Genomic DNA, 12382 nt, shown 5'->3' on the forward strand with positions numbered 1-12382 from the left:
TCAGGCCGCTCGGCCCAGTTCAGCCCCGAAGGCAGCAAGCACCTGCGAGGGACGCGCCACGGCATCGGCAAGACCTGCCGACACTGCCTTTGCACCGCGATAGACGCCCGCCTCCGTGGCAAGCGCCTGCTCTTTCGAAAGCCGCTCGGCACGGAACCGGGCAACCGTCTCTGCGAATTCGACACGCAGCTCTTCCAGCTCGGAAAGCTCACGCGCCAGCACATCCTCGGGGATGGCCTCGTAGGGGTTGAGATCGGCCTTGTGCGCACCAGCCTTCAGGATGGTGACGTTCAGCCCCTCCTTCTTCAGCCAGCCGCTGACATCGACATGAACCGAGACGACGCCGATGGAGCCGCAAAGCCCGGTCGATGGCAGCACGATCTGCCGAGCCGCCGAGGCCAGAAGGTAACCGGCCGAACAGGCGTGATCCGTCAGCACCGCGATCGTCGGCTTGACCTGCGACAGCTCGAAGAGCTTCTCCGCGCAATCGAAGGCGCCGGTCACCTCGCCGCCGAAACTGTCGACCTCGATGACGACGGCCCGGATACTGTCATCCGCCCGGCAGTCATCGGCCAGGATACCGATGCCCTCATAGGAGGTCATGCCGCAGGATTTACCGATCCAGCGCCCCTTGTTGACCAGCGAGCCTTCGATCTCGATCAGACCGATGCCCTCCATCGGGCGATCGACACCGCGATAGGTCTTCTCGCCCCACATGTCGGTGTCATCGCGTAGCTTCTCGCCAATCAGGCCCATCTGCCCGCCATCTGCTTCCGGAAGACCGAGGACGCGCGGAGCAAAGGCCCGGGCGATCGTGTCGGCCTTGGCCGGCTGCAGCATCAGCGGCGTGTTGAACATGCGACTGGCGATTTCGGGATAGTTCATCGTGGCTGCCTTCCGATCTGTGGAATGCCGAGTGGATGGCGCCGGGCGGAGCGATTGCCGCCCCGCCCGTTGACGCCTTCCTCGATCTCCGTGTCCTGGTCGGCCTCATCCAATTGCGGACCGCCATCGGAGCCGGTCGTGCCGTTTTCCATTTCCGCCGGATGCTTCAGGCCAAGGCTGCGATAATAGCGGGCCTCGCGGGCCAGCTGGTCGGCATCCATCTTCCAGTCCCGGCCCTGTTCGGCCGACTCCTGCTGCAGCGTCGTCAGCTTCCGATCGAGCCGTTCGCCGGCGGCCTGCGCTTCCCTGAGCGGATCGATCCAGCCGCGTCCCGGTCCGATCCAGTCGGCATGACACCACGCGGCCGGGTTTTCCTCAAATGGGACCGCGCCTGCCGGCAGTTCGATAAGCCCCTTGTCGAAGATCTCCTCCAACCATGCCCGATAGATCGGCGCCATGAACTGGGCCGCAAAACTGCTCTTCTTGGCCGTAAAGCCGCGCCAGATTTCCAGAAGTGCCGCCCTTGCCGAGGAATAGTTCACCTGGCTCCAGTCCATGGTAAGCTGCTCGTAGGTCAGCCCCACGGCCGAGGCGATCTTGCGGAGCGCCGCATTGACGAACACCTCGAAGTTCGCGTTCGGATGCTCTGGTTTGGTCAGATTGGCCTTCTCGCCCGGCAACAACGTGTTGACACGAACACCCGGCAAGCTGATCGGGGCGGCACCATAATAAGCCTTCTGGGCTTCCGACATCTCGCCATAGATCCTGCCCAGCGCACCCTCGCCGCCATCGGCATCGAGTGCTGCCATCATCTCTTCCGGATCAAACGGGGTTTCGATGAAGGCGGCCATGATCGCATTCAGCATCGCCGCCTGACTTTCAAAATCCTCGTAATCCGTCGATTGCTTGATGGAGCGCATGATCGGCGCCCAGTCGGAAGCCCCCCGCGTCATGCCAGGCCGTTTCGGGTCAAAAGCATGAACCACGACCGGACGGCCCCATTCGGTCGACCGGCTGACATATTCCCAGGACCAGAGTTTGGTATTGCCGGCATAGACATCGCCGGGATGGCTCTTGCGGAAGTGATAGCCGACCGGTGCGCCATAACCGTCAATGGCCACGCCATCGCGCAGATACTCGCCGTCGAGCATGCCCTTCGGATTAGAGCACCGGGCCGGATCGATCATATGCACCGCCGTGGAAAACAGCGGCGCATCCTCTTGCCAGACGATGACGGCAAAGTTCTCGCCTTCCGGGCCGAAGCGATTGCGCGCGGCAAGGCCGAGGATCCCGGCCATGTTCTTCGTCCGCTCGGCGTCACACCACATGTCGACGTCCTGCGTATAGTCCCGCCAAAGCCCCTCGATCTGCGTGGCGATCGCCTCGGCCTGATCGAAGGTGAGGTTCAGCGTCGTGTGGTTCGGCCGGGCAGCAAGCTTCCAGCCCGCCCCGATGATGTTGTCGACAAGCCGCGACGTGCCGGCCGCACCCCAACCGTCATTTCGCGCCACATCGTTGAGCCGATCAACCAGCGTCGAGCGCGAGAAGGAAAGCGCCGACTGACCGGAATAGTTGCCGGCCTTCCATCCGGCAAAGCTCGGATGATCATAGGAGGCGCCCTGATAGGCTGCCCGCGTCACCGCCTCGCCCGACACGGTCGCGGCCATTTGCCGGTTGCGGGCGGCCTGCAGGCGAGCGGCATTGCGCACATCGGCGGCAAGCGGCCGGCTGTCCGGTCCAAGGATTTCCACTGTCATCCGAAGATCACTCCCCGCCCGCGCGGCCGCGATGACCGGCGAAAGCCCAGTCTTGTTTCGAGGTCGCGGATATAGGCGCGCAGCGATGACCGATCAGCTCCCGAGTAAGTGACGCTCTCGCCGTCATAGGACAGCGTCACCGCGCTCTGGCCGATCTCCAGCCTGTGAAGCGCAAGCTTCGCATCGCCGAGCCGGGTCTCCAGCGTCAGCCGTTCGTCTGTCGAAGGCATGATATCTGTCCTCTTGTTATCCCGGTCGAGTACGTTGCGCGGCCCGCTCGGCCCGGCGCATCGCTGCCGCAACGCGGTCGGAAACGGGCGCGTCCGGTGAAGGCGTTGGCTTTTCTTCCGGTGTCTTGCCCGGATCACTGACAGCCTTCACTGCAACAGCAAGGCTGCCGATCAGGTCTTCCAGATCGCCCTGTTCTTCCGGTTCCTGCCGGGCAAGCTCTTCTGCCCGCGCATCCCATTCCTCATCCGTCCAGTAAGGCACGTTGAGCCGGATGGCGGCTGCCCGGGACTGGTTGAGCATGTCGAGCACTTCGTTGCGCTGCCCATCGGGCAGTTTCCACACCCAGCGCGGATAGCCGTTGCGGTCCTTTTCCTTGATCCGGACCTCGGATGTGGCCTGCTGATAGAAATTGTCCCCGAGACCGATGGCAAAGCTGATGAAGCCCGGCTGTTCGGGATCATCCTTCCGGAAGTCACGGTAGAGCCCCATCTTCATCACCGAAGCATTGAAGTTGAAGAACCGCGTCGACCATTTCTGTTTCTTCGGCCGGCCGCGCTTGTCGTATTCGCGCACCTGACTGAGGAGCGGCGCGGCATCACGATTGTCGCCGCGCACCATGATCACTTTCGAGCGCGGATGACGCCGGGCCCAGAACCAGACATCTTCGGTATAGGCATTGCCGTCGATCGCGACCCGGTCGACATCGCGCATCCGCCCGTTCTCATCCGGCCAGCGTTTGGCAATCAGCCGGTCAAGCGCCTCCATGACCTGATGTTCCGAGATATGGCCAGAATGCTCGCGATAGCCCGGCAGGTGGCTACCCGCCCGGTTGTCGATCACGCCGTAATCGATGACCGCGCTCATCTTGTTGCGGCCCCAGCCGCGAAGCAGCCATTCGACGCGATCGCCCTGGACGTCGATGCCGATCGTCAGCGCCAGCATGTCGCCGGGCACAACGCCGCGCCGGAAGCCGGTTTCCTCGGCCCGGTCGCGCAGGTCCTCCCAGGCAATCGCCTTGTTGTCGGCCTCATAGGCAAGCCCAAGCGTATCGTTGAAGAACACCTGCTCGGCGCCAGCGCCCTTTTCCTTGTCGTCAGCGCCACCCGACTGGACCTTCAGCCAGGCCCGGGCAATCGCCTCCCAGCTTTCCAGCGGCGAATACGGCACCCAGACATGGAACGAACGGTGATAACGCGCACGCTCCGGATATTTGGCCACCCATTCCGCACCGTTCTCCGGATCGACCATCCACTGGCGATGATGCTCGTGGATCTCGCACCCGCAATGGACGCAGACGAAGTGCGCCAGTTCGGGATACTGCGGATCGATGTGATCGCGCATGTTCTCCCATTCGAGCGGCTGCAGCTCATGGCAATGCGGGCACGGCACATGATAGCGTTCCTGCGTGCCGGCGAGATAATTGGCGGTAATCCGGCAGCCCGGTGCAATCAGCGGCGTCGAGATCTTGAAGACCTTGCGGTTGAAGAAGGCCTTCGAGCGACTGTCGGCCTGGCTTTCCGGGTCCCCCGCCTCGTTATAGACCCATTTGGCCAGGTCATCCTGCACCTGGGCGCGCGGTGAGATCATCGAAAGACCGGCCGCCGAATTGGCGCCGGCCGCCTGCACCGCGCCGCGCCCGTCGACGCGCTCTTTGTAAAGGATCGAATTGCCGCCATCACGACCGGCTTCGGGAAACAGCACCCGCACAGAAACCGTTTCGCGCAGCAGCGGCATCAGCTTTGTCTTCGACCAGCGCGAGGCGTTTTCCTCGGTCGGATGGACATAGAGGAAATCGCAGGGGTCTAGGTCAAGCGTGCCCAGCAGGAAGATATTCGCCAGCACCGTACCGCCGACCTGCGCCGACTTCGAAAGCGTGACGATAGAACAGGGATCGTCCGGCGACAGCGCCCGCAGGATCTCGGAGAAGAACGGGAACATGTCTTCCCGGTACGGTCCCGGAAAGGCCGAGATGCGCTCGGAGAACACGATATTGCTCTTGGCCCAGCCAAGGTAGTCGACCGGTGGCGGTGGTTCGCAGGCGTTTGCCAAAGCCTCGAACATCAGCCGCTCCGGATTGAACAGCATAGTCATTCGGCGCCCGCCTCTTCCTCGATCATCTCCGGCGTCGCATCACGATCCTCGCGAAAGACCGCTGAGGCTTTCACCCGGATCTCGCGCCACTTGCGCGTCAGCGCCTTCTGGATATCGCGCTGGGGCACGTTGAAGGCTTCGGCAACGGCTGTTGCCAGATCAGGCAATCCCTGCTCCATCACCTTGAAGGCTTCCGACGAGGCCCGGCCGATCTCGCGGCGCACATCCTCGGTGCGGGTATAGATCCCGGCCTCGGCCTTTTCCTGCCGCTCCATCTGTGCGGTCTTGTATCGCTGCTGCTGCAGCCGCTCGCGGGCGAGCTGCTCGGCAAGGTCTTCCTCCTCAGGATCGTCTGCAGGCGAGCGCAGCGGCAATTCCGCCGCCGCGCTCGCCCGGCGCTCGGCACGCGGGAAATCAGCCTGTTTTTTGCATGTTGCTGTAGGGGCTTTTCCGTTGGCGCCGTACCCTTGGGAGGGATCGATGGTGAGGCCGAGCTGGCCGATGGCGACATCGGGGCGAATGCGGGCAAAACGCCCCTCGCCCGTAATCGCCTTGCCATGGATCTGACCGGCGCTCAGATATTGCGAGACGCGGCCCGCAGATACCGAGATCAGGGCCGCAAACTCGGCCTTGCTCATGCTGTCCGGCATGGTTTCCATGGTGGCTAAACTCACCTCTGACTTTAATTTAGGCTTGGACTTTAGGCTTGAGTTTCGGGCTCAGACTGACGAACCCGCGCGGTGCCAAATACCCGCGTGGCAAAGGGCCCCAGGAAGGACCCGTCGCGATATCGAATGGCGTTGAGGTCAGGTCTTCGGGAAGACCTTTTTGAAAGCCCGGCGGAATGTCCGGTCCTTCTTCTGCCGCACCAGGTCGGCGACGATCTCATTCAACTTCAGGCGTTCCGAATAGGACGTCATCCGAACGAACAGGATCACCGGATAGAATTCGCGTTCCGTGCGCCCGGAAAACCAGACGCCCGGGAACAGGTCCGACCGTCCTTGCGGCACGAAGAACTGGTTCGGCTTTGCCCGGCGCTTGCGCCGTTTCGAGCCGCTGGCAACCCGCGTTGCCCCTGCCCCGCGATAGTCGATCCGAAGATCCCGCATCACGCGGTTCAAAAAACCTTGCGTCATGTTGCCATAGCGGTCGAGTGGTGTTCGATCCGCCGGCACGGCCACCTGATTGCGCGCCATCAGCCCCCGGCCGATCAGCTGTTCCTCGAAGGATTTGTGCCGGCGCATGCCGCCATGGATCTCCGAGCCGAGATAGGCCGCAGCCGGCAGCCCGCCCTTGCGCCCCGATCCGCCGACCACAACAGCCGACACCGGATTGCGCTCGCTCGCCTTGTCATAGACGATCCCGCGAATAGCCCGTGCTGTCGGCCGGTCGAACACGATCTTCATCTTCGCCCGCACATCCCGCATACCGTCATAGGCCAGCCAGTTCAGCGCCAGCGCCTCCGCCTTCGGCAGGTCACGGCGTTGCGCGGACGTCAGCTTGGCCTCGAAGCGCGTCAGGTCGATGTCGATATGGGAGGAGAGCATGGGCGAATTTCCCTCTTGCCCTAAACGCAAAAAGGCGGACCGTTTTCGCGACCCGCCCCAATATCGGCTTCCGGGCACCACTCGATGGAGGGCAAGTAATTTCTAACTTTCCGCTTTAGCGCGCAAAATCGGGAACTTGCCGAACTACAAGTTTCTGTTCGATAAGCCAGCTCCCAGGTCCTCTTGCGCTTCTCGCGATCAAGATGGCCTCCAAGAACCAATATTCCGTGATTGTGGCAAATCGGGAGCGTCCTACTTGCAGTTCATTCGTTCGTTCGGGCCTGTCATAGCTCCAGCTTCCTGGAAAGAAGCCCTTCGCGCTGGAATCGGCGCTTTCATCGGTCTGGGTCTTGTCGGGCTATTTGTCTTGTCGCCAGTTATTGATTTGACGACTGGGCTCTACCTGGTCGCTCCCTTTGGCGCGACATCTGTCCTGCTATTCGCAGTCCCGAACAGCCCGTTGGCACAGCCATGGTCTGCAATCATGGGAAATACGATCGCGGCCGTTATCGGCGTAATCGTTGGTATGCTTGTCCCGAACCCGGCAGTGGGGGTCGCCCTTGCAGTTGGCCTTTCAATCATTGTGACCATGTTCTGCCGCGCAGTGCATCCGCCAGCAGGCGCTGTCGCAATGACGGCAGTACTAAACGCGGACGCCGTCGAACAACTGGGATTTTGGTTCGCCCTCACTCCAGTCGCCCTCGGAACGGCTGCGCTCGTCTGTGCAGCATCCGCCTATGCCCATTTCACCGGGCGACACTACCCTTTTCGTCAGTTCAACGATCAAAGCAAACACCGGACTGGTGATCATAACCCATCCGAACGGTTGGGACTCTCAGAAAGCGAACTGGCACAAATCTTGGAGCGATACCGCCAGTCTTTCAACCTCGGCGTTGAAGATCTTGCACGATTGATCGGGGCTGCCGAGCTTCAGGCCTCCACCCACACAACAGCGCCGTTTCAATCATCAGACGTGATGTCTCGTGACCTGATTACGGTCGGCCCTGACGCCAAGCTGGATGAGGTCGCCGACCTCTTCGAACACCACAAGTTTACGTCTTTGCCTGTCGTGAGCGAAAACAAGGAATTCCTCGGTGTGATTTTTCAGATACACTTGATCAAACGCGCGAGCAAAACGGCATTGAACGGTCAAAACAGTTTCATGAAGAGCTTCCGCCAGATGCTTGGACGAAACACCGAGGAGGACATGTTGGCTCGAGACGTCATGGCCACAGCAGGGCCACACGCCTCGTCCGATACACCGATTGCTGCGCTACTTCCGATGATGGCAGACGGTGAAGTCGATGCCGTACCCATTCTTGATGGAAACAGAATCGTTGGTATCGTCACCCGGACAGATTTGATTGCGGCCATGGCGAGAAACGCGGTACGGCATCAGAACTAAGGTATAGAGGCGTCATGCACATTTCGGCGTAAGCGACGTGCTTGGCGAAATTCCCTTTTGCCCTAAACGCAAAAAGGCGGACCGCCTATACGATCCGCCAGAAAGGAACAGCACCCGTCCCTAAAAATGATTTCAACTTCTGAAGAAGGCATAGCTTGCGCACTGGCCCTCAATCGCATCTGCCGATCGGCTGTCGTGAGGGCGGGGTTCGGGCGCGAGAGCGAAGGTCACTGAGAACCGAATCAACCAATGACTCTATAAAATTCATAACTTTTCGAGAATTGCAAGAGGCAAATTTACAGGCGTTTTCTGTCCGAACATATCCACCTCGACCACCACGTCGCCCTTGCCCCTGTTGTTGGGAGTGACCACGTCGGCTTCAAGTCCCGCAAACATACCCTCGCCGATGCGCACCCGCTCCCCGGCAACAACAACGATCTTCGGGACCCGCTCCCAATCGAACCGGCCATCGCCGGCTTTCTGCATGATCCGGACAACCCGGTCGTTTTCCAGCGCGAACGGGCTGAGCCATCCGCCGAGCATTCCACGCACATGCTCGAAGCCCAGCAGCGCGCTGACCGCCGTTTCCGACATAGCAAACCGCACCAGCACATAGCCGGCCATCAGGGGGATATCCTGCGGTGGCAGAACCTTGTGCCGGCGTCGCCGCTTCGGCCCTTTTCGCGTCGGAGACAACGCCTCGGCGCCGCACTCCGTCAGCGCATCGCAAACGGCTTGCTCCCGTCCGGTCATCACCTGCAGCACATACCAGGGCGCTTCCTTCGCCGCCTCGTCGGCCAGCGCCGACCGGCCGGAGAGACGGATCAACCGAAGCCGATCCTCGAGTTTCAGGCCGTAGGCCAGATCGACAGAGGTTCCGATCTTCCGATATTCCGTCATTGAGCCGCCTCCACCTGTTTCGCCCTGTCCAGTCTGCCGAAGAACCTCTCCAGCGCCTCGCCCGGTGTTCCGGCCCCAAGAGGCGGGAAATAGACCCATTCCACCCGCCCCATCTCCGGCAGAAACGGCCAGCCGCGCGCCGCATGCTCAGCCTCCCAAGCCGCCCACTGATCGCCGCCCACCCGCACCGCCTCGAAGTCAGCACCAAGCAGCGCGATCTCGCCGGAAACCCGCATGCCTTTGCCGGGGAAACGGACCGCCTGATCGTTCATGGCGTTGACGGACGTCCAGCCCATCTTGGCCATGCGTTCACGCCAAAGCGCCTTGCGGTCTGCCCGCCCTTCAGCGATCTCCATTTCCTGAAACCGCGTCAGCGCCGGCAGCCGTGCGCACGGTTCGCCAAGCCGGGCAAAGCGTTCCGCCATCCAAGCCTTGCCGAAGGTCGCAGCAATCACCGAACCGCCCGCGCCCTCCATGCCCTCCGGAACAGCCGTCCAGCGCTTTTCCCGCAGATAGGTGCTGGCCGCGAACTTCACCGTCCGACCGTTCATCGCCTCGAACGCCAGAAAGCCCGGAAGCATGGAATCGGCAGCCTGCCGCTCTTCCGGCTGCAGCGCCTGCCATTCGGTAAACGCCCGTTCGTCGCTGTCGTCACCAAAGGTCGGCCACTGCCGATAGAACTTCAGGAAGGCCCGACGCACGGCCTTGCGGTTCTCAGCCTCAGTCATCCTCGCTCTCCTCCACCTTCTGGGCCTTGGTCGCAGTGCCGATCATCTCTCGCACGGCTCTTGCCCTGCGTCGGCGGCGCTCGCGCTCTTCCGGGGTCAGGTCCCGCCGCGCCCGTTCCGCCTCCCGTTCTTTCGCCGCCTCCGCCTGTTCGTGTTCGATCCTGAGCAAATCCCGGTCATGCTTCGCCGCCGCATCGACAAGAGCCGAAAGCTCGGCAGGCTTGGGCAGAAACGACTGGAATTTCGGATAGCGGCCGAGCCGCAGGTTCTCGAACACCCGGCGAAGCGCGCCGATCGGCTTGCCCCTCATCGCCTCGGCATAGAACTGCCCGGCCTTGTCGGCGTTGACGCTGTCGGGGATGGCAAAGCCACGGTCCATCAGCGCATCGAGCATGATATCGGATTGCCGTTCGTTCGCCGGTTCAAGAGCCTTGCGCAACCTTCCAATCTCCCCGGCTGATGTCGATAATTTTACGATCTTCGCTGCCATCGTCCTGTCCCATCCGTTTGCGCAAACTGTCCCGAGCGCGCTGATTGTGATCCCTGATTTCGTCGCCACGTGATGGCTTTGCCGGCGATGCCCGAGGAGCGCCCTGCTGCCGCTCCTGCACCCAGCCGGGCTCGAAACCCTGCCAGCCGCGACCGATCATGGTTTCCGCCGCAGCGTCCGGATCCGGCATCAGCGCAAACCGCCGTGCGAGCAGTTCGGCAGCCCGGACGGTCAGCTTCTTGCGAAGCGCTTTGCGATGTTCGATGACGGCATCGGCAACCTCCGGCGACAGCACATCGCAGAGAACCGATTTGGGCGATTTCTTTGGTGTTCCTTTAGGAACACTTTCTTTCTTAACTCTGGCTTCTGGCTTTAGCATTGCAGCTGCATTGCAAGTGCTATGCACCTGCATGCTCGCCTCATTGTTTTCATTGCTTTTTTTCCAGCGTTTTTTCGCGGCCTGTTTTTTGTCTTCCGAACTTTTTTCGCGAAATTGAAATTCTTTTTCCACGCGACGGTTCCAGAGACCGCCTCCGGAGCGGATGATTTTGCCGTCATCCAGGAACACATCGAGGTATTGGGAAAACACCTTTTTCGTGCAGCCGCACTGCCGCGCCAGTCGCTCGTGGTTCTCGGTCAGCGGCTCTCCGCGCTCATACATCAGCGCCAGCAGCGTGAAGTACACGCCCATTTCCGCCGCCTTCATGCCGCGCGTGGCAGAAAGCCAGTCAGACATGTAAAAGCGGACATACGGCATCTCGCTCATGACGCCACCTCCAATACATCGTTGAGGGCAGCGGCAGCCGACAAGGCCGCCCCGCCCCATTGGTCGGCCATTGCGCTGGCAATGCCCGGATATGTTCGTGATCTCAGCCGCCAGCGGTCGGGCCCCGGCGAGGCCCGATGCACGATCGACCATTTCTTGTGTTCGTCCGTGCCCGGTTTCGGCGGCTCCAGCCGGTCGGTTTCGGTCAGGGGCGGCAGTCCACGCAGATAGAATGAGGTTGCCTTGAACGCCCGGTTGCCAAACCACCACGGCTGCACGGTCTGCGCCGGCTTCTGATAGTTGACGATCCGCTCTTTGGCGTGCCGGTGCATCACCGGGTTCTCGATTGCCACCCGATCGACCGGCGCATTCCAGCAGGCGGAAAACAGCGCCGCGCCTTCATCCAGCAGCCGCCACATGATGGTCCGGCGCTCGGCAACGGAAAGAACAGGCCAGGCCTGCTTCTCGGCAAGGGTCGCCTCGTTCGGCGCATTCTTCGGCGGGCCGGAAAGCCAGCGCACGCCGCTGTTGCAAAGCCGCGTGCACGGCGGATGCATCACGGCCAGCAAATCCCAACCGTCATCGAGAATATCGCGGATATCGCAGACGATATGCCGGTTGCTTCCATCTTCGGCCGGCAGAACATCGCATGACCAGACGTCATGCCCGCGTGCGGCAAAGGCGCGACGCACCACGCCGGAAGTCTCGCAGCCGACAAGAACGCGCAGCTCGGTCATCCCGTCGCCCTCCTGTGCGCCCGCCAGGGCGGCAGCTCCTGCAACAGCTCATAGATGCCCTCGGCAATCGCCGCGCATTTGCGCTTTTGCGGCCACGAAAGTTCGCCGGCGCCATTGGCGTCCGACATGCGCCGTTGCGCCATGGCATAGGCACGGGCATCGTCAGCCGAGATCCGCTCATTGCCGCAGCACACCGGGCAGCGGCGGCGGTCACCGGCCAGATAGCCATGCCCTGCACAATGCGGGCAAAGAATTCGGGTAATCCTCACCGCGCTCACAGCCTGCACTCCCGAACGATCCGGTTCTGCTGAACGCCGATTTCTTCGGCACGGCGCTGCAGATCGAGCGCGGTATTGTGCAGCCGCTTGCCCTCCGCCTTGTGAGCCGCCAACTCGGAGCGAAACTTTTCGTAGTCGGCCTTCCATTCCGAGTGGACGCGCCGGTATTCGGCAAGCTTCGGATTCTCGTTGGCCGGCCCGAACATGAAATCGCGCACCTCCGCCACCCATGCGCGCGGCACACCCAGATCCTGCGCCACGAGTTCATCCGTCCACGGTGCGATATAGCCCTCGTCGTCGTAGACATCGGCAATCTTGTCGGCGACGATGCGCCGGTCCTCGCGCTGCATTTGCGGCGGCGGTTCTGCCCGCTTGGCCGCCGTCGTTGCCGTTTTCGTCTTTCGTGTCGCCATCGCTTCAGTGCCTTCCTTCGTTTTCGGGTGGACGCAGGCAAACGGCCTGTCATCGTAGTCGTTGCCGCCGCAGCGGCTGCAAAAGGTAAAGCCCCACACAAAGGAGATATCGCAGGGGCTCGTGTCTTGCGGGCTTTGCGTTTCGCCGGTCATC

At 61.7% G+C, this 12382-nt stretch carries 14 protein-coding genes; 1 reads left to right on the forward strand and 13 read right to left on the reverse strand.

Annotation, left to right across the window (positions count from 1 at the left end):
- The 6 genes from GGR30_RS03035 to GGR30_RS03060 form a co-directional block, all read right to left on the reverse strand.
- Complete coding sequence (locus GGR30_RS03035; RefSeq protein ID WP_246413512.1) at positions 1–885, reverse strand: S49 family peptidase; 885 nt, start codon at positions 883–885, stop codon at positions 1–3.
- Positions 882–2642: a phage portal protein gene (locus GGR30_RS03040; protein ID WP_183482388.1), complete on the reverse strand. Its 1761-nt coding sequence runs from the start codon at positions 2640–2642 to the stop codon at positions 882–884. The genes GGR30_RS03035 and GGR30_RS03040 overlap by 4 nt, the downstream gene beginning before the upstream one ends.
- Positions 2639–2872: a gpW family head-tail joining protein gene (gene gpW, locus GGR30_RS03045; RefSeq protein WP_183482391.1), complete on the reverse strand. Its 234-nt coding sequence runs from the start codon at positions 2870–2872 to the stop codon at positions 2639–2641. Before gpW ends, GGR30_RS03040 begins: the two co-directional genes overlap by 4 nt.
- 16 nt (positions 2873–2888) lie before the next feature.
- Complete coding sequence (locus tag GGR30_RS03050) at positions 2889–4964, reverse strand: phage terminase large subunit family protein (protein WP_183482394.1); 2076 nt, start codon at positions 4962–4964, stop codon at positions 2889–2891.
- Entirely contained in the window at positions 4961–5623 is a 663-nt protein-coding gene (locus tag GGR30_RS03055) for a hypothetical protein (RefSeq protein WP_183482397.1), read from the reverse strand. The genes GGR30_RS03050 and GGR30_RS03055 overlap by 4 nt, the downstream gene beginning before the upstream one ends.
- 147 nt (positions 5624–5770) lie before the next feature.
- Complete coding sequence (locus tag GGR30_RS03060) at positions 5771–6511, reverse strand: hypothetical protein (RefSeq protein ID WP_183482400.1); 741 nt, start codon at positions 6509–6511, stop codon at positions 5771–5773.
- 256 nt (positions 6512–6767) lie between these two features.
- Here GGR30_RS03060 and GGR30_RS03065 point away from each other — a divergent pair, with 256 nt between their 5' ends.
- Positions 6768–7916, forward strand: a complete 1149-nt coding sequence (locus tag GGR30_RS03065) for an HPP family protein (RefSeq protein WP_183482403.1) — start codon at positions 6768–6770, stop codon at positions 7914–7916.
- Between the two features lie 264 nt (positions 7917–8180).
- Here the strand turns inward: GGR30_RS03065 and nusG are convergent, their stop codons facing one another.
- The 7 genes from nusG to GGR30_RS03100 all read right to left on the reverse strand — a co-directional run bounded on the left by nusG (position 8181) and on the right by GGR30_RS03100 (position 12381).
- Positions 8181–8744 carry a transcription termination/antitermination protein NusG gene (nusG, locus tag GGR30_RS03070; protein WP_183482406.1) on the reverse strand — a complete coding sequence of 188 codons (564 nt, stop codon included), beginning with the start codon at positions 8742–8744 and terminating at the stop codon, positions 8181–8183.
- A gap of 68 nt (positions 8745–8812) precedes the next feature.
- Positions 8813–9544 carry a hypothetical protein gene (locus GGR30_RS03075; RefSeq protein WP_183482409.1) on the reverse strand — a complete coding sequence of 244 codons (732 nt, stop codon included), beginning with the start codon at positions 9542–9544 and terminating at the stop codon, positions 8813–8815.
- Complete coding sequence (locus tag GGR30_RS03080) at positions 9537–9983, reverse strand: hypothetical protein (protein WP_183482412.1); 447 nt, start codon at positions 9981–9983, stop codon at positions 9537–9539. The genes GGR30_RS03075 and GGR30_RS03080 overlap by 8 nt, the downstream gene beginning before the upstream one ends.
- Positions 9967–10800 carry a YdaU family protein gene (locus GGR30_RS03085; protein ID WP_183482414.1) on the reverse strand — a complete coding sequence of 278 codons (834 nt, stop codon included), beginning with the start codon at positions 10798–10800 and terminating at the stop codon, positions 9967–9969. Before GGR30_RS03085 ends, GGR30_RS03080 begins: the two co-directional genes overlap by 17 nt.
- Positions 10797–11537 (reverse strand): hypothetical protein, encoded by a 741-nt coding sequence (locus GGR30_RS03090; RefSeq protein ID WP_183482416.1) that lies wholly within the window; start codon positions 11535–11537, stop codon positions 10797–10799. Before GGR30_RS03090 ends, GGR30_RS03085 begins: the two co-directional genes overlap by 4 nt.
- Positions 11534–11815: a hypothetical protein gene (locus tag GGR30_RS03095; protein ID WP_183482420.1), complete on the reverse strand. Its 282-nt coding sequence runs from the start codon at positions 11813–11815 to the stop codon at positions 11534–11536. Before GGR30_RS03095 ends, GGR30_RS03090 begins: the two co-directional genes overlap by 4 nt.
- Positions 11812–12381, reverse strand: coding sequence for a hypothetical protein (locus GGR30_RS03100; protein WP_183482423.1), 570 nt, complete (start codon positions 12379–12381; stop codon positions 11812–11814). Before GGR30_RS03100 ends, GGR30_RS03095 begins: the two co-directional genes overlap by 4 nt.
- Between the last annotated feature and the right edge of the window lies 1 nt (position 12382).

It is taken from the genome of Martelella radicis (assembly GCF_014196625.1).
In the GTDB taxonomy this organism is placed as follows: domain Bacteria; phylum Pseudomonadota; class Alphaproteobacteria; order Rhizobiales; family Rhizobiaceae; genus Martelella; species Martelella radicis.